The 17821-nt window shown below is 61.7% G+C and carries 15 protein-coding genes, 1 pseudogene and 1 other annotated feature; of the genes and pseudogenes, 12 read left to right on the top strand and 4 right to left on the bottom strand.

Annotated features, from left to right (window positions below; genetic code table 11):
- Positions 1 to 1047 (bottom strand): uroporphyrinogen decarboxylase, encoded by a 1047-nt coding sequence (gene hemE / locus IG171_RS05575; protein WP_212130468.1) that lies wholly within the window; start codon positions 1045 to 1047, stop codon positions 1 to 3.
- A gap of 168 nt (positions 1048 to 1215) precedes the next feature.
- Between hemE and IG171_RS05570 the strand changes: the two genes are divergently transcribed.
- Together IG171_RS05570 and IG171_RS05565 are read left to right on the top strand one after the other, a co-directional pair.
- Positions 1216 to 1830, top strand: a complete 615-nt coding sequence (locus tag IG171_RS05570; protein ID WP_212130466.1) for a DUF3000 domain-containing protein — start codon at positions 1216 to 1218, stop codon at positions 1828 to 1830.
- Positions 1827 to 2999 (top strand): HRDC domain-containing protein, encoded by a 1173-nt coding sequence (locus tag IG171_RS05565; RefSeq protein ID WP_212130464.1) that lies wholly within the window; start codon positions 1827 to 1829, stop codon positions 2997 to 2999. Before IG171_RS05570 ends, IG171_RS05565 begins: the two co-directional genes overlap by 4 nt.
- A gap of 17 nt (positions 3000 to 3016) precedes the next feature.
- Here IG171_RS05565 and dxs read toward each other — a convergent pair whose 3' ends face one another.
- Positions 3017 to 4960, bottom strand: coding sequence for a 1-deoxy-D-xylulose-5-phosphate synthase (gene dxs, locus IG171_RS05560; protein ID WP_212130462.1), 1944 nt, complete (start codon positions 4958 to 4960; stop codon positions 3017 to 3019).
- 83 nt (positions 4961 to 5043) lie between these two features.
- A complete protein-coding gene (locus IG171_RS05555; RefSeq protein WP_212130461.1) occupies positions 5044 to 5640 on the bottom strand; it encodes a TetR/AcrR family transcriptional regulator in 597 nt (198 codons plus the stop codon).
- A gap of 100 nt (positions 5641 to 5740) precedes the next feature.
- On the opposite strand from IG171_RS05555, the gene IG171_RS05550 reads away from it, so the two are divergent.
- On the top strand, positions 5741 to 6487 hold the full coding sequence (locus IG171_RS05550; RefSeq protein WP_212130460.1) for an SDR family oxidoreductase: 747 nt from the start codon (positions 5741 to 5743) through the stop codon (positions 6485 to 6487).
- A gap of 411 nt (positions 6488 to 6898) precedes the next feature.
- On the opposite strand, the gene IG171_RS05545 is transcribed toward IG171_RS05550, so the two are convergent.
- A complete protein-coding gene (locus tag IG171_RS05545) occupies positions 6899 to 7369 on the bottom strand; it encodes a hypothetical protein (protein WP_212130459.1) in 471 nt (156 codons plus the stop codon).
- 556 nt (positions 7370 to 7925) lie between these two features.
- Between IG171_RS05545 and IG171_RS05540 the strand changes: the two genes are divergently transcribed.
- The 9 genes and pseudogenes from IG171_RS05540 (at position 7926) to IG171_RS05500 (ending at position 17641) form a co-directional block, all read left to right on the top strand.
- Entirely contained in the window at positions 7926 to 9257 is a 1332-nt protein-coding gene (locus IG171_RS05540; protein ID WP_249203587.1) for an IS1634 family transposase, read from the top strand.
- A gap of 45 nt (positions 9258 to 9302) precedes the next feature.
- The gene (locus IG171_RS05535) at positions 9303 to 9614 is read left to right on the top strand and encodes a transposase (protein WP_212127336.1); all 312 of its coding nucleotides are present in this window, start codon (positions 9303 to 9305) and stop codon (positions 9612 to 9614) included.
- Positions 9563 to 10525: an IS3 family transposase gene (locus tag IG171_RS05530; protein WP_349252154.1), complete on the top strand. Its 963-nt coding sequence runs from the start codon at positions 9563 to 9565 to the stop codon at positions 10523 to 10525. The genes IG171_RS05535 and IG171_RS05530 overlap by 52 nt, the downstream gene beginning before the upstream one ends.
- Positions 9572 to 9704, top strand: a sequence feature (AL1L pseudoknot). (Overlaps the previous gene by 133 nt.)
- Before the next feature lie 42 nt (positions 10526 to 10567).
- A pseudogene (locus IG171_RS05525) lies at positions 10568 to 10846 on the top strand (IS1634 family transposase); the annotation flags it as partial.
- A 2-nt stretch (positions 10847 to 10848) separates the two neighbouring features.
- Positions 10849 to 12051 (top strand): ISL3 family transposase, encoded by a 1203-nt coding sequence (locus IG171_RS05520; RefSeq protein WP_212130458.1) that lies wholly within the window; start codon positions 10849 to 10851, stop codon positions 12049 to 12051.
- A 555-nt stretch (positions 12052 to 12606) separates the two neighbouring features.
- The gene (locus IG171_RS05515) at positions 12607 to 13239 is read left to right on the top strand and encodes an XRE family transcriptional regulator (RefSeq protein ID WP_212130457.1); all 633 of its coding nucleotides are present in this window, start codon (positions 12607 to 12609) and stop codon (positions 13237 to 13239) included.
- 151 nt (positions 13240 to 13390) lie between these two features.
- Positions 13391 to 14872 carry a peptide MFS transporter gene (locus tag IG171_RS05510; protein WP_212130456.1) on the top strand — a complete coding sequence of 494 codons (1482 nt, stop codon included), beginning with the start codon at positions 13391 to 13393 and terminating at the stop codon, positions 14870 to 14872.
- Positions 14873 to 14957: 85 nt separating this feature from the next.
- Entirely contained in the window at positions 14958 to 16076 is a 1119-nt protein-coding gene (locus IG171_RS05505; protein ID WP_212130454.1) for an FAD-dependent oxidoreductase, read from the top strand.
- Between the two features lie 140 nt (positions 16077 to 16216).
- Positions 16217 to 17641, top strand: a complete 1425-nt coding sequence (locus tag IG171_RS05500) for an IS1380 family transposase (RefSeq protein WP_135542801.1) — start codon at positions 16217 to 16219, stop codon at positions 17639 to 17641.
- Positions 17642 to 17821: the final 180 nt, after the last annotated feature.

Below are 17821 nucleotides of genomic sequence, written 5' to 3'. Positions count from 1 at the left end.
TCAACCGCGCCCGGCGAGGATCTCGGCCGAGACGCGGTGGACGAGGTCGACGATGCGGCCGGGCACCTCGGGGTCGGTGTCGGGCAGCACCCCGTGACCGAGGTTGAACACGAATCCGCCCTCGTGCCGCAGCCCCTTGGCCACGATCTCCTCGACCCGCGGGGCCAGCGCCTCCCAGGGAGCGAACAGCAGCGCGGGGTCGAGGTTGCCCTGCAGGGCCTGCCCGGGCCGGACCCGGTCCGCGGCGTCGTCGAGGTCGACGCGGAAGTCGACGCCGATGGCCGTCGAGCCCGCCCGTGACATCGAGCCGAGCAGTTCACCGGTCTGGACGCCGAAGTGGATGCTGGGCACCTGGTGGTCGGCCAGGGCCGAGAACACCGAAGCGGAGTGTTCGAGGACGTGATCGTCGTAGTCCCGGCGGGAGAGGTATCCGGCCCAGGAGTCGAAGAGCTGGAAGGCCGCGGCCCCGGCTTCGAGCTGGACGTCGATGAAGGTCGTGGAGATGCGGGCGAGTTTGGCCAGGAGTCTGGAGAAGGCCTCGGGGTCGGAGGCCATGAGCGACTTCGTCTTCTCATGATTCTTGCTCGGACCGCCCTCGATGAGGTAGCTGGCCAGAGTGAACGGGGCTCCGGCGAACCCGATCAGCGGCGTCGCCTCGCCGAGCTCGGCGGTGATCCGCTGAATCGATTCGGTGATGTCGGGGATGTCGGCGGCATCGAGTTCGGGCAGCGCGTCGATGTCGGCGCGGCTGCGCACGGGCTCGGCGATGACCGGGCCGGTGCCGGGCACGATCTCGACGTCGACCCCGGCGGCTTGGAGCGGGACGACGATGTCGGAGAAGAAGATGGCCGCATCGACGCCGTGACGGCGGACCGGCTGCAGCGTGATCTCGGAGACGAGTTCGGGATCGCGGCAGGCATCGAGCATCGCCGTGCCCTCGCGCAGCTTTCGGTACTCGGGCAGGGACCGACCGGCCTGCCTCATGAACCACACGGGAGTGTGCTGGACCGGCTCCGAACGCAGGGCGGTCAACAGGGATGATGTCATGTGCCCATCCTCCCATCCTTCGTCGGCCGATGCCCACCGGGTTCCGATTTCAAGACGCCGAGTCTTGCACTCTCGACCCTCCGGCCGCTCGGCAGCCGCCCAGCGATTCAGCGGACCCCTCGGCGTGGATGATTCCCCTGCCCGTGGCACTGATCTATCGTGGCGAGTGTGGTCAACACCTCACCTCTCAATCGCATTCCGGCGGAGTTCTCGGCCGTGACTTCGGTGCTGCGTGAAGCGCGCAGCACGAACAATGTGTCGATCTCCGAGATTCCGGCCCCGGCCCGCCTCGCCCCCTACTCCTATGCGCTCGGCGCCGAGGTCAGGGCCGACGAGACCTTCTTGCGCGCCAGTGGTGAGACCATCGAGGAACTGGCCACCGGCCGCATCGTCGTCCTCTACGATCCCAGTGCCCCCGAGGAATGGGAGGGGCAGTTCCGAGTGGTCTCCTACATCCGGGCCGAGCTCGAACACGAACTCGGCAATGAGACGCTGCTGGGACATGTCGCCTGGAGCTGGCTCGAAGACGCTCTCGAGGCCAATGACTGCGATGTCCTCGCCGCCGGCGGGACGACCACGCGAGTGCTGTCCGAGAGCTTCGGCACCTTGGCCGATCGTCCGGCCACGATAGACTTGGAGCTGCGGGCTTCGTGGACACCCGTGATTGACGAGCCGGATCTGATCGGCAATCACTTCGAAGCCTGGATCGATCTGCTCAGCACAGTCGCCGGACTGCCACCACTTCCCGAAGGAGTAACAGCCCTGCCCGGGCGCCGTCGATGACATCTGAACCACCGCTTCTGGAAACACCCGCCAACGGCATCCCCGACGTCGTCGACACCGCTGAGGAGCTGTCCTCCTCGATCACCAGCCTGGCCGCCGGGCAGGGACCGATCGCCGTCGACGCCGAGAGGGCGTCGGGAATCAGATACGGTCAACGGGCCTTCCTCGTCCAGCTGCGACGGCAGGGGGCCGGCACCTTCCTCCTCGACTCCGAGACCCTCGGAGACCTCAGCGGCCTCAATCCCGCTCTCGGCTCGGACGAATGGGTCATCCACTCCGTCACCCAGGACCTGCCCTGCCTGCAGGATCGGGGAATGGCCCCGGCCGCCCTGTTCGACACCGAGCTCGCCGCCCGTCTGCTCGGATGGGACAAGTTCGGTCTGGCCGCGGTCGCCGAACGCACCCTGGGCGTGCGACTGGCCAAGGAGCATTCGGCCGCCGACTGGTCCACCCGCCCCCTGCCCAAGGCCTGGCTCAACTACGCCGCCCTCGATGTCGAGGTGCTGCTGCCCATCCGCGATGTCCTCCACCAGGAGCTGCTCGACGCCGATCGGTGGGAGTTCGCCGAACAGGAATTCGCGCATCTGCTCGACTTCGTGCCCAAGCACTTCGATGAGCCCTGGCGACGCACGCACGGACTGTCCAAGCTCAGATCCCGCCGCGACATCGCGCGGGTGCGCGAGCTCTGGCAGGCTCGCGATGCCATGGCCCGTGAGGCCGATATCGCCCCCAGCCGACTTCTGCGCGATCGCGAACTCATCGCTCTGGCCCGGTCCGGGGTGAAGTCCAGCGACGACATCATGGCCACCTGGCGCAGGCTCTCCCGCGCCGAGGCGTCCCGACTGTTCCGGGCCTACCGGAAGGCCTCGCGACTGAGGGCGGAGGACCTGCCGCCCCGGCACGAGAAGCCCCGGCAGCGGCAGAGTCCCTTCACCCACACGGATCTCAAGGAACGGGTGGCGGCACTGAAATCGGCGATGTCCGAACTGTCGCAGAAACTGGCGATCCCCCACGATGTGCTGCTCCAGCCGGCCCTGGTCAAGTCATTGGCCGCGCAGTCTCACGTCGATGTCGGAGACTTCCTCGCCGAGGCCGGTGCCCGCCCCTGGCAGATCGAACTCAGCGCCCCTGTGCTCACCGACGCCCTGGCCCGACTCCCCCGCGCCTGAACGGCCACCGGCCCGGATCATACGACTCGGCGGCTGCCTTCCTCGGCCCGGTGGGCCACCTCGGCGGGCAGGGCACGGACGATTCTCGCCACGATCGTGTCGACGTCGAGGCCGACGTGTGCGAGGATCTCCTCCCGCGTGCCCTGCGGCAGGAACTCGTCGGGCACGCCGAGTTCGACGACGCCGATCCGGGAGTCGGCCTCGCGCAGGTCCGAACGGATCTGCGAGCCGACCCCTCCGATCTCCACCCCGTCCTCGAGCACGGCCACGAGACTGTGTTCGGCGGCCAGGCCGACGATGCTTTCGGGCACGGGCAGCACCCATCTGGGGTCGACGATCGTGGCCGAGATCCCCTCTCCGGCAAGTCGCTCGGCCACCGCGTCGGCGTGGACTGCGAAGGGCCCGACGGAGACGATGAGCACATCGGCAGCGGACTTTTCGGCAGACGCCTCGCGCAGCACATCGACTCCGTCGTCGAGCCGCCTCAGCGCCGGGATGTCCGAGCCGACGCCGCCGCGCGGGAACCTCAGCACCGTGGGACCGTCGGTGACGTCGACGGCTTCGCGCAGCTCCTCGGTCAGTCGGGCGGCGTCGCGCGGTGCGGCGAGCCGGAGACCGGGCACGATGCGCAGCATCGCGATGTCCCAGATGCCGTGATGGCTGGCCCCGTCCGGGCCGGTGATGCCCGCCCGGTCGAGGACGAAGGTGACTCCCTGGCGGTGCAGGGCCACGTCCATGAGCATCTGGTCGAAGGCCCGGTTGAGGAAGGTCGAATAGATGCACACGACCGGATGGAGACCACCGAAGGACAGTCCCGCCGCAGAGGCGACCGCGTGCTGTTCGGCGATGCCGACGTCGAAGACCCGCTGCGGATGCTCCTCGGCGAACCCGGCCAGGCCCACGGGTTTGAGCATGGCTGCCGTGATCGCGACGATATCGGACCGTTCGGCGGCCAGTTCGCACATCTCGGCACCGAACACCGAGGTCCAGGACGTCGATTTCGAGGGGGTCGCCCGACCGGTCACGGGGTCGATGACTCCGACGGAGTGGAACTGATCGGCGTCGTCGTTGACGGCCGGGTCGAAGCCGTGGCCCTTCTGCGTGATCATATGGACGATGATGGGCCCGCCGTCGAACTGCTTGGCCAGCTGCAGCGCCTTCTCGACCGAGGGCAGGTCATGGCCGTCGACGGGACCGAGGTACTTGATCCCGAGCTCGTCGAACATTCCGGTCTGAGCGGGGCTGACCATGTCCTTGAGTCCGCGCTTGACGCCGTGGATGGCGCTGTAGGCCGCGCGTCCGGGCGCACCGGACTGACGCAGGGTCTCCTTGCCCCAGGACAGGAGCTTCTCGTAGCCGGACGTGGTGCGCAGCTCGTCGAGGTGGGCAGCGAATCCGCCGACAGTCGGGGCGTAGGAGCGGCCGTTGTCGTTGACGATGATGACCAGCCGCCTCGGCGGGGTCGAGGTGTCCGCGGCGATGGTGTTCAGCGCCTCCCAGGACATGCCGCCGGTCAGTGCTCCGTCGCCGATGACGGCCACGACGTGACGGTCGTCCTGACCGGTCAGCTGCCGGGCTTTGGCGATGCCGTCGGCCCAGGACAGGGAGGCCGAGGCGTGGGAGTTCTCGAGCACATCGTGCTCGCTCTCGGCCCGGCTCGGATAGCCGGAGAGACCGTCGCGCTGGCGGAGGGTGGAGAACCGCTCGGCACGGCCGGTGATGAGTTTGTGCACGTACGTCTGGTGGCCGACGTCGAAGATGATGGTGTCGCGCGGGGAGTCGAAGACCCGGTGGAGGCCCATGGTCAGTTCGACGACGCCGAGGTTGGGTCCGAGGTGCCCGCCGGTGCCGGCCACGCTCGTGATCAGGTGGTCCCGGATCTCCTTGGCCAGGACCTCGCATTCCTCAGTGTCGAGCCGGCGCAGCTCGGCCGGCGAATCGAGGGATTCGAGAAATGTCATTCGGCCTCACTTCTGACGGCTTCGGCGACGGACGGCTTCCATTCGGATCATCCTAACGCTTCGCTGCCGATGGCTCGCGGCCGTCAGGCCGGAGAGTTCGGCAGCAGCTGGGCTTCGAGCGCTCTGGCGGTGGCCTCCAGCTCCGTGGAGCTCATTCCTGTCCTGCTCATGAACAGCATCCCCTGCTGGGCGGTGAGCAGGGACCGAGCCAAGGCAGTCGTGTCCGTCTCTGCCGATAGGTCGCCTTCGTCCCTGGCCTGCGAGACGCATTCGGCAATGAGTTCGGTGGTCGTCTCGTAAGCCTGGTGAGCCATGGCGAGCACGTCGCCATCGGACATGCTCAGCTCGCAGGTGCTGTTGGCCAGCAGACAGCCTCGGCGCGCACCGGAGTCCGATGCTTCGTCGAGCGGAATGTCGAACAGCGTGCGCAGTCCGTCGATCGCCCGCGGGGCTCTGCCGAGCGCATCGCGAAGGTGCTCATGCTGATTGGCGATGTAACGGTGGAGCACCTTCAGGAAGAGCTGACGCTTGTCGCCGAACGCGGCATAGAGGCTGCCTTTTCCCAAGCCGCTGGCTCGCATCAGATCCGCCATCGAGGTTGCGGCGTAGCCGGCGTTCCAGAACTGCTCCTCCACCGCGCTCAGCGCGTCGATCTCATCGAATTCTCGCGGTCGTGCCATTGCTGCAGTCTACCAATTCTTGACCACACAGACCACAACGACCTATTGTGGACCGCGCAGTCAACCACTGCGGAGACACCACAACGGAAGAAGAGTGATCATGGGAAAGCTGAACGGCAGAACAGCACTCGTCACAGGCGGATCGAGGGGAATCGGTGCAGCAACGGCACTGGCACTGGCCGGCGAGGGTGCGGACGTCGCGATCAGCTGTGCTTCGTCGGAACAACAGGCCGAGGCCGTGGTCGCCGAACTCGAGTCGAAGGGGGTGCGCGCAGAGGCGTTCCGCGCCGACCAGGCAGATGCCTCGCAGGCTGCAGAACTCGTCAACCGCGTGGCCGAGCAGTTCGGACGCCTCGACATCCTCGTCAACAATGCCGGGTTCTCCGCGGCGGCGCCGGTCGACAGCGCGACCGTCGATCATGAGAGCCTCGACCGCCAGTTCTCGGTGAACTACACCGGTGCGGTCGCGGGGATTCGCGCGGCCTTCCCGATCCTGCCCGACGGCGGTCGGATCGTCAGCATCAGCACGGGAGCGGCTTCGCGAGCGGGATTCCGCGGGATGGCCGACTATGCAGCCTCCAAGGCCGCCCTTGAAGCCTACAGCCGAGGCGCCGCCCGCGATCTCGCTCACCGCGGCATCACGGTCAACGTCGTTCAGGCGGGATTCGTCGACACCGATATGAATCCCGCCGACAGCGACGCCGCCTCTCTGTTCCTTCCCACCACGGCTTTGGGCAGATACGGCAGGCCGGAGGAGATCGCTGCCGGCGTCGTCTTCCTCGCCAGCCCGGACGCCTCCTATGTCACCGGGACCGTCCTGCGAGTCGACGGCGGATACGACGCCTAGCGCACCCGCATGAACGGCCGTCGCGCGATCCTGCGCCCGGCCGCCGGTGGGTGTTGGGGCCCAGACGGTGCGCAGTGTGGCTGACGGAGCGTCACCGATACGGAACGGCGAAGGCCGGTGGGTCATCGCCCACCGGCCTTCGTCTTGCGTCAACTGGCCTCAGCCGTATCCGGGCGCAGTCGAACCCGCCTCAAACCAGCTGCCGACTCGCACCGGCACCGGACTCAGCCCGGTCGGGCCCCAGGCCCAGCGTGGCCTCAAGCCCGGACCGGCGTCTGCGGTCAGGAGTTCGCGAGCTGACGCAGCACGTACTGAGACATGCTTCGATGACCAGTCTCACCTATAAAGGCTACTGTCGTAAAATAAACCCCCTGGTCAGAGAGTCAAGGCATGCTCGAGATCAGCTACCGCTCAGTTGATGAAGCACGTCAGTCGACATGCTTCCATTGCGTTACTTAAGGCAAACCGGCATGACTCGGCTTGTGGACATCGGCCAGAGGCCGAGTCGTCACGTTCGCCAACATTGCGCTGACTAGCTGCCCTGTTCGGCACCGACGGCCGGATTGCTGGATAGATCGCTGTGCTGTTCTGAATGACTGACGGTCCACCGGCAATGAACTCTGGGACCCGGTCTCGCAATCCCTTGATGACCTCAACAATGTGGAGCGCAGCGTCGGACCCGTAGTCGCGAGGCGTGGTCAGACGCAGCACACGATCCAAAACCTTTTGATCGCTGAGCTGACCGAGCCATAGGGCGATCTGCTGCACGTCCGGCGCTCCGTCTACTTGGCTAAGCCTTTCCGGGATGCCCATCCGCGCCGATCCGGTACTGAGCCGATCCTTGTACCGCAACCCCGCAATGATGATTGAGCCGTCGATCATCGCGCACGGGGCTCTGGCCTTCGTTGACTAAACGAAGTTCTACCGATGACGGGTGCACGCGGCCGCCTAGTCACCATTTCCAGTATCGTCGTTGAAACGGGCCCTGATTTAACACAGCGATGCACTACATGAAGGCCGGGCGCTACTGAATTACCTGCGGGCGCTATGAGCCTTCAGAACTCCAGCTGGCCGGCAGGCGTCCAATAATTTGTCGGCGTCGGAATGTTAATGGCTCTTCATAGATAGGGCGGTGGGGAAGAGTTGAATCCGGCGTCGATGACAACGGGACCCTGGGTGCAATGATGTAGGTGTTCAAGACTCCATCACGACCCAAGGTCCCTCGTGTACGACTTTACCCCGCCCTGCCTCGATACCACACTCTCCCTGCCGGAACTCGGACTCACCGCGATCGGGCAAGACCACACTGGTCGGCATCTGACCGTGCTCCTGACTTCCACAACTAGGCGCTGATTTCGCGATTCCGTTCGTGTTTGTGCTGGTCACAAGGCCGGGAATTCTGTTGGTGGGACACTAATTGGCTGTCTACGATGGGGCTATGTCGCCTCGTCTGCGGAAAGTCACCACCGGGTCCGGGGCCACAGCCGTGCAGATCGTGCGCAAACACCGTGGGAAAGTCACCGTCCTTGAACACCTCGGATCCGCTCATACAGAAGCAGAACTAGCGGCTCTGCTCGCTGCCGGCGAAGAAGGGCTCGCCGACTACGGGGCGGCCGAACAACTCGAACTTGAGCTGGGCCTACCTACCGATGCTGCCGTGCCACCGCGGGCCCGAACTGTGGTGGGATCACGGTCTTCCGTCCTCATCGATGCCATCGCCGAGTCGTGGAAGAGACTCGGTTTCGACGAGGTGGTCAACGACAACGCCTTCTTTCACCTCGTGCTGGCACGGCTGGTTGAGCCGACATCGAAAGCCGACAGTCTCCGTGTCCTTGCCGAGCTCGGTATCGAGCCACCGCACCACAACACGTTCCTCAACTGTCTGGTTCGGGCCAACGAACGCGACTACCGGGACAAGATCGCCGAGAAATGCTTCGCCCACAGCATCGCCACCACCGGCATCAGTCTGCTGCTGTATGACGTCACGACACTGTATTTCGAGGCTGAGAAGGAAGATTCTCTGCGTCAGGTCGGGTACTCCAAAGAACGCCGCGTGGACCCGCAGATCGTTGTTGGACTCCTCGTCGATCGGACCGGATTCCCGTTAGAGATCGGCTGCTTCGAAGGATCGAAAGCAGAGACCCACACGCTCATTCCCGTGATCAAAGCCTTCCAAGAACGCCACCAGGTGACAGACATGGTCGTCGCCGCCGACGCCGGAATGCTGTCGGCAAAGAACCTCAAAGAACTCGATGACGCTGGGCTGCGGTTCATCGTCGGGTCGAGGCAGACGAAAGCTCCACACGATCTGGCGACGCATTTTCGGTGGAATGGTGAGTACGCCGAGGACGGGCAGATCATCGACACGATCACCCCGAAAGGAACCAAGCGGCTTGATCCTGAGCGGGTGAAGAAGAGACGCGAACCCGTCTGGTCAGCGAAAGAGCATCCTCATGCGTGGCGAGTGGTGTGGCAGTACCGGCGCAAACGGGCGATGCGTGATGAGCAGACGCTGAACCTGCAGCGCAACCGGGCATTGGCGATCATCGACGGTGACAAGCCGGCGAAGAAGGCTCGGTTCGTCAAGGTCACTGATGAGGAGAAAGCCTTCGATGAGAAGGCTTATGAGCGGGCGATGAAGCTGACAGGGTTCAAAGGCTACGTGACGAACATTCCCGTCGGGACCATGCCTGCGGCCGAGGTCATCGGCAGCTATCACGACCTGTGGCATGTCGAGCAGTCTTTCCGGATTGATTCGTCCTTGGTTTGATGGAGGGTGTGCGGTTACCCAAGAAAGGACTACCCTCAACTCATCATGCCTACCTCGAAATATCCACCAGAAGTACGTGAGAGAGCCACTCGACTGGCTCTCGAGGCCCGCGCCGACCCAGAGACTCGAAACGGTGCCATCGCCCGCATTGCCGAGCAGACCGATGTGAACAAGGAAGCCCTGCGCAACTGGGTCAAGAAAGCCGAAGCAGCCAACCTGCCCGTCGAGACCGAGGACGTCCAGGCACGGATCCGGCGGCTGGAGAAGGAGAACCGGGAGCTGCGGAAGTCCAACGACATCCTCCGATCAGCGACCGCGTTTTTCGGCAAGGCGGAGTTCGACCGCCTACAGAAGTAATCGTCGCCTTCATCGACGAGAACAAGCACAGGTGGGGAATCGAACCGATCTGTCAGGTCCTGCGCCAGGACCTGGGCCTGAGCATCGCCCCATCAACGTACTATGCCTTCAAGACCCGTCCGGTCAGCGCTCGAGCCCAGCGAGATGCGGTGCTCAAAGAAAGGATCATGGCTATCCACACTCACCGCCGCAACAAGGTCTACGGCATCCGCAAGATCCACGCCGAACTCACAAGGACCTACGGCCCCGTGGCCCGGTGCACGGTCGAGAGATTGTGCAATGAGTTGGGCATCCGGGGTGTTGTGAGAGGGAAGTTCCCGCGGACGACGAAGCCCGGTCCCGAGACGAAACGACCGGCTGACCTCGTCAAACGTAACTTCACCGCTGCGGAGCCGAACCGTCTCTGGGTCGCGGATCTGACCTACGTTCCCACTGAGGCCGGCTTCGTTTACGTCGCGTTCGTCCTCGACGTATTCTCTCGAATGATCATCGGCTGGCAGACCTCGACGCGAATGTATACCGATCTGGCTCTCGATGCTTTGAATATGGGCATATGGGGCCGTAAACGTGCAGGTCACGACGTTGTAGGGCTGACCCACCACTCGGACAGAGGGGTGCAGTATCGGGCTCTGCGCTACACCCAGGCACTGGCTGAGGCCGAGGCAGTGGCGTCGGTGGGATCGATCGGCGATAGTTACGACAATGCCATGGCCGAAGCGCTGAACTCGTTATACAAATACGAACTCGTCTTCACCGACGGCCCCTGGTCCGGTCGCAACGATCTCGAGGCCGCGACGGCTGAGTGGGTGCATTGGTTCAACACCGAACGGTTGCATTCGATGCTTGACTATCAGACTCCCGCCGAGATCGAAGCAGCCCACTACACGAGCCTGCAGACTTCGGCGGCCTAATAACTGAACGAACGTTCAGCCTCCAGAAAACCCGGGACTTGACAGATGTCGAAGACCGACCTACGAGCCAGGCCGATCTTCCACCGCACCAGAGATGCGATCGAGGCGCACTTGACAGTCGTGTTCACCGCGTTGGCCATATCGAGGTTCATGCAGGACACGACTGGGGCGTCGCTGAAGAAGATCATCACATCGTTGCGGCCGCTGCGGGAGTTCACCGGCCGCGTGGGTGGGCAGGACATCACCTTCGACCCAGAGGTCACCGGGGAAGCGAGAAAAATCGCGGGTGAGCTACTGCCGGACCGTTTTGCGGGGCACTAAAGTTGTGGAACTCAGGTCTGACCGTGCTGTGCCTGATCACCGACAACGACAGGTCCTGCCCTGTCTGCCGTCGACGCGGACTCGTCCGGGCCACCAGGATCCGCAAACTCGTTCATCCCCCGATCGGCCTGACCGCGGTGACCTTGGCTATTCGCATCCGCACCTACACCTGCCCTTCCTGCCACCAGCGCTGGTCCCAAACACTTCAGCGAGCCTGCGCCGGCAGATCGAAACTCTCGACGACAGCACGCTTGTGGGCATTGAAGTCCGTGGTCATCGACAAGATGAGCATCCACGTCATCGCTAAGAACCTCGCTACCTCCTGGAACACTGTGTGCACGGCTGTACTCGACCTCGGCCGATCTCTGCTCATCGCTGATGCCACCCGGTTCGAGGGTGTATCCACAATCGGTGTCGATGAGCACTGCTGGTCCCACCGCGGCATCGACAGGTGGGTGACTGTCATCGTCGACCTCACCCACCGACCGGCACGCCTGCTCGACATCGTCCCCGGCCGCTCCGCCGACGTCTTCGCCGACTGGTTGAACAACCAGCCCGATGCGTTCCGTGACGGCATCGAGCATGTCGCTATGGATGCCTTCGCCGGCTATAAGAAAGCTGCCACTGACGTGGTGCCTGATGCCACCACGGTCATGGACCCCTTCCACGTTGTCGCCCTCGTCGGCACGAAGCTCGATGAGACGAGGAGGCGGCTACAAACAGAGCTGCACGGTCGCAGAGGACGGTCGGGTGATGACCTGTACGGGATCCGCAAAACGGTTCGCACCCGCGTCGGTTTGCTTACCGGCAAGCAGAAGCACCGCCTCAACTCGGTCTTCGCCGCCGACAATCATGCTGCCCTGTTGGTGTGCTGGCAGTTCTATCAAGACACGATCGCCGCCTATGCTGCCCCACCGAGCAAAGGTAAGAAGCTCATGAACCGACTCATCGACACCCTGACAGGAACGATTCCTGATGAGCTCAAAGAACTCCGGAGTCTGAGGACAACCTTCCAACGTCGTCGGGCCGATATCCTGGCCTACTTCGATCATCCTGGAACCTCGAACGGGCCAACCGAAGCGATCAACGGCAGACTCGAACATCTGCGCGGTATCGCACTGGGGTTCCGCAACCGGGGCAACTACCTGATCCGTTCTCTGCTCCACGCTGGAGGACTGGGACCTCTTCTACAGCCCTATTTATGAAGAGCCATGTTAATCGAAGCATCGCCCACTATGGGATGGGCGCACTGGACCAGCTAAGCCGATGCAACGGGGATCTTGTCAAGGCAGAGCCGTACTACTCGCCCCTGGTACGGGACGGCCCGCGTCGCAGTCCGTCCTCTCCCGGCAATCGTTACATCTCGTTGGCTTGTTGGATGGGTTGGAGCATGCCCATAGCCACGGTCTTTCCCGGATCGGGATGAACCGCCATCAGAAGCTTGCGATACGCCTTCCGAACGTCGTCTTGGAATACATTCGGGCCTGTCCCCAGTGTCTCTCAGAGAATATTTCCAGCGGTGCATTCCATGGGCTTCCCGAACTGCGGCTCCGATGAACAATATCTCTTGGCACAATACAAATCATGAGCTCCCCGCAATGACGAACAACCGTTCGAGGGTCATTATCGAGGCCTGAGAGTCCCAGGATCGGTACGCCTGCCACTCGCCAGTTCACCGGGCGACAGTTCAGTATTTACGAACACTATTTAGTCATGCTAAATTATTTGCTATCACAATCACACCCAATGGAGGGATAACCGTGACGGCGGAAGCTGAAGATGCGCCTGGCGAACATGCTCAGAGGGTAGGCAGAACAATCCGGCAATTGAGAAACAGCCAGGGCTTATCACTTCGCGACGTTGCCGCTGATTCAGGCCTCTCAACAGGATTTCTTTCACTAGTAGAACGCGGGTTGAATTCACCATCGTTAACTACCCTCTTCTCGATTGCGGACTCACTTGGTGTTACAGCAGCGGATCTCATCGGTGAGACGCCGAAGAAATCGAAACCCACTTTTGCAGTCACTCGCGCCGCCAGTGACGACAGCCCGAAGATCTCACTCGGAGACAGGACGCATCAAATCTTGTCGGGCAATCTGCCAGGACAGTCCCTTGAAGCATTGAAGACAACGGTCTTCCCGACCAAACAGGCTTCCGCTCCCTCGTCACATGGCGGCGAGGAATTTTGCTACGTACTTGAAGGAGAACTCAGTTTTCATTTCGCCTCAGATAGAGGTCAGGAACTGACTGAGACTGTGGTTGTCGGTGAAGGTGACTCTCTCCATTTTCAATCCAGCACACCTCATGCAATCCACAACGCAACGAATCGTCCGGTTGAAGCACTATGGGTTGTCGACCATCCGTTGATAACTCCGCCGGGTGTCTGGAATTGAGGTTGCTCGTCCTTGCTCCACAGGGACCAGCGCCACTATTCGATGCCACCCTCACGTATTCGACGGCCTGACAGCCGTCCGGTGCAATCGGCGCGATGCACAAACGTGGCTCACATACTTCTTTTCCTACTAGTCAGTTAGGAGTTCACTTATGTCCGAAACCAGCACGGCGTCAACGAAGACACAGCGTACCTTCTTTGGTCATCCCCGCGGACTTTCAACTCTCTTCTTCGTCGAGTTGTGGGAACGCTTTTCCTACTACGGAATGTCCGCCATTCTGCTCTACTATCTGTATACGTCAGTCACTGACGGTGGGCTCGGTATGGATAGGTCCTCTGCCACGGCGATCGTATCTATTTATTCGGCCTTGGTTTACATGTCAGGTGTCCTCGGTGGATGGATCGCCGACCGCTTGCTCGGCATGCGGCGCTCAATCTTTGTTGGTGGTGTGCTCATCATGTGCGGCCACATCGCGTTGGCGCTCCCGGGCGGTATGTCGGCGCTCCTTGTATCCATGGCATTGATCGTCCTCGGCACAGGACTGCTCAAACCCAACGTTTCCAGTAGCGTTGGACAGCTCTACTCAAAGGGCGATCTTCGGCGAGATTCCGGTTTCTCACTGTTCTACATGGGCATCAATCTCGGAGCGTTTATCGCTCCGTACTTCGTTGGCACTGTTGGGCAGAAGGCGAATTATCACCTCGGGTTCTCTCTGGCTGCCGTCGGAATGGCAATTGGTCTTGTGGTCTACCTACTGTCCAACAGACATCTCGCTGAAGAAGGTCTTCGCCCGGGTAACCCATTACACCGCAGTGATCGAACAAGAGTTGCCATAAGAGCAGCAGGAATCGTTATCGGCCTCGGCCTACTCACGATAGTTCTCGGCATCGCTGGATTGCTCACCGTGACAACCCTTGTCAATATAGTCACCATTGGCTCGGTAGTTCTGCCGATCATCTACTTGATCGTGATGCTACGTAGTCGCAATACCTCCCGAGTCGAACGCAGCCGTCTCCTCGCTTATGTGCCATTGTTCATTGGGGCGGTCAGCTACTGGGTCGTCAACGAGCAGTCTGGCTCAGTGCTCGCAGCCTTCGCAGATCAACGCACAAACACAGTAGTCTTCGGGTTCCAAGTTCCCTCGTCTTGGTTTGCCTCTCTTAATCCCATCGCGACTATTATCTTGGCACCAACCTTTGCGTATCTTTGGTTTAAACTCGGTTCCCGACAGCCTTCAACCCCGACGAAGTTTGTCTTCGGACTGGTTCTTGGCGGACTGTCTTTTGTGATAATGGCCGGCCCGGCTATCCTCCATGGCACTGACACCCTGGCTAGCCCCTTCTGGCTCATAGCCAGCTATTTCCTCGTCATCTGCGGATCAATGTGCCTCTCCCCCGTTGGACTGTCTGCTACGACCAAGCTCGCCCCTCAAGCGTTTCAGGCTCAGATGATGTCCTTATGGTTCCTTGCCCCGGCCGCTGCCTCGGGCATCAATGCTCAACTTGTCCAGCTTTACGGGCCCGACACTGAGGCGAGCTACTTCCTCGGCGTCGGTTTCGCAGTCATCGCGGTTGGGCTTGTGATGATCATCGTCGGCAAATGGTCACGTCGTCGCATGATTGGGATCAAGTAGTCACCAAGCACAATTCTGTCGCACAGAGTGAAGACAGCGCAGGTCAATATTCCCATCAAACTGGCCTAAAGGAGAGTTAGTAGTTATGAATACAACGAAGGTCGCCGTCATTGGCGGAGGGATCGCCGGAGTAACCACGGCTTACGGACTTGCCCGCCGCGGTTCGAAGGTCACGCTTGTCGACGACGCAGCTACCGGTCAAGCGACTGCAGCCAGCGCTGGGATCATAGCTCCCTGGGTATCGTCTTCGGCCGGGGATTTCTATGAGGCATATTCTGCTGGAGGAAACTATTACCCGGAGTTCCTGGCCGGCCTCCATGATCTCGGAATCCCGGAGGTCGGATACCGACGATCCGGTGCACTGATGGTATCCAGCGAGGCTGCAGAACTCGATGCTGTGGAAGACCGGGTCGCCCGCCGGATCGCCGAATCCGGGCCCGTCGCTGGAAAGCTGGAGAGAGTCGACAGCACTCAGGTCAGGGAGCTATTTCCACCACTTTCGTCTGGGCTGACAGGGTTGCACGTGTCTGGGGGCGGACGCGTCGATGGGCGCGTACTTAGGAATGCGACGCTGACCGCCGCCGTGATTCTCGGGTCAGATCATCACGAGGATTCCGTGCGCTCTATCGAACCACTCGCAGGCAACGGGTGGAGAGTGAGAACGACACGGGGAACAATGGACGTCGACGCCGTAGTCGTTGCAGCAGGAGCCAAGACTCCAGACCTGTTGATGCCACTTGGAGTGCGCTGCGCGGTTACTCCGCAGCGCGGTCAAATCACGCACTTGAGGCTTCGGGGGGTTAACACCTCACACTGGCCGACCGTTCATCCTTTCACGCCCAACTACATGACCCCATTTGACGACGGTCGAATAGCAGTCGGCGCAACACGCGAAACCGGCAGCGGTTATGATCCCCGCGTCACTGTTGGTGGACAACTGAAAGTCCTCCAGGACGCGCTCAACGTAGCCCCCGGCCTGGCTGATGCAACTGTCATTGAGACTCGAGTTGGGATACGGCCCATGAGCGACGACAATCTTCCGATCGTCGGCGAAGTACCGGGTAAGCCTGGCTTATGGACAGTAACTGGCTACGGAGCAGGTGGCCTCACCTTGGGGCCGTTGCTGGGAGACGCGATTGCCCGCAGTATCCTCGGGGAGCCCGGACCGGAACTCACCTTATTCCCAACTGCAACCACAAGGTGACCCTATGAATCACTAATCCTTGATCCACCGATGCGGGTAGCTGTTCAAAGCCGCGTGTGAAATGGAAATGCCCCTCCTGAACTGGGAAAATGATGATGTCTAACGTCAACATTCCCGTTCAAGAAAGGGGCACCTCTCAGGTGCTATTCAATCACACACCCACGGCAGCGTCCTACTCCTTCAACGACACGAACCTCGTCAGTCCTACCGGCCTGGTCCCGATCATGCGTCTGGCCCACCAGGCAGGCCTGCTCGACCTCGCCGAGCAGCGTTTGACCGTGACGACGACCGGAGCCGATAAGGGCGCGAACCCGGGCGCGAAACTGTCCACCCTGATCGCGGGCATGGCCGCCGGCGCCGATTCGATCGATGATATGAACATCCTGCGCCACGGCGGCATGAACAGACTCTTCGACCGTGTCTACGCCCCATCGACTTTGGGATCGTTTCTGCGCTCGTTCTCCTTCGGCCACGTCAGACAGCTCGATGCCATCAGCGCCCGTCTTCTGACCGGCTTCGACCAGCACATACGCCTGCTGGCCACCAGTCCGACAACACCGCAGTCGTCAATGGTCTTCGTTGACGTCGACGACACCGTCATCGACGTCCATTCCGCAAGGAAACAAGGAGCCGGATTCGGGTATCAAGGCAGTCGGGGACTCAACGCGCTCTTGGCGACTGCATCGACAAGCACCTCCAGTCAGGTCATCGTCGGTCAGCGTCTCCGGAAGGGCTCTACCTCATCAGCTCGGGGTGCCGACAAGTTCGTCTCTGACGCCCTGGCCACCACTCGACGCATCAATTCCGGTCAGGCCCCGGTGCTGGTGCGTGCTGATTCCGCCTACTACTCGTCGACAATGACCAAAGCCGCCCGCGGTGCTGGGGCCGAGGTGTCGGTGACGGTGCGTATGGACAAGAAGGTCAAAACAGCGATCTCCACCATCGACGATGATGCGTGGACCGGCATCCAGTACCCGGAAGCGATCTTCGACGAAGAGACCAAAACGTGGATCAGCAAGGCTGAAGTCGCTGAAGTCGCCTTTACCGCGTTCACGTCGAAGAAGAAGGCTCTGCAGGTGCCAGGCCGGTTGATCGTGCGACGAGTCCCCGAGCTCAACGAGAAGAAGCGGTCTGCCGGGCAGGACCCGTTATTCGACTTGTACCGATACCACGCCTTCTTCACCACCCTCGATCAGGAGCGCTTCGACACTGTTCTGGCGGACCAGATCCACCGGAAGCACGCAATCATCGAGCAGATCAATGCGGAATTGAAAAACGGTGCACTGGCGCATATGCCCTCAGGGGCCTTCGATGCCAACGCAGCGTGGGTGACGATCGCGGCGATGACTCATAACCTACTGCGGGCAGCTGCTGGGCTCATGGGTGGCCGAATGAGCAAGGCGCGTGCACAAACACTGAGGACGCGTATCATCCTCGTCCCGGCCCGGATTGCCCACCGAGCGAGGAGATTGATCCTGAATCTGCCCAGAGACTGGCCATGGGCCGAGGAATTCGCTCGTTTGTGGCAGGCCGCGTTGAGCCCTCCCCAACGTGCGTTGACATGACCGATCAGCCCGAGCGGGCGTGAAGACCGGGGCCCGGGGAGGAGGCCTACGGGAACTGAAAAGTGGAATCAGACTGGTGAGAGACCGGGACGATGTTCCCTGCCCATTTGTCGACATTTTGCGGGAACCGGATTCACACCACGGCTCCCATACCGATCGGTGGATCAAGGCTAATATGCC

It is taken from the genome of Brevibacterium sp. SMBL_HHYL_HB1 (assembly GCF_018208375.1).
GTDB classification, from domain to species: domain Bacteria; phylum Actinomycetota; class Actinomycetes; order Actinomycetales; family Brevibacteriaceae; genus Brevibacterium; species Brevibacterium intestinavium.
The sequence above is the reverse complement of the archived record's forward strand: the minus strand, read 5'-3'. Positions and strand labels throughout refer to the sequence as shown.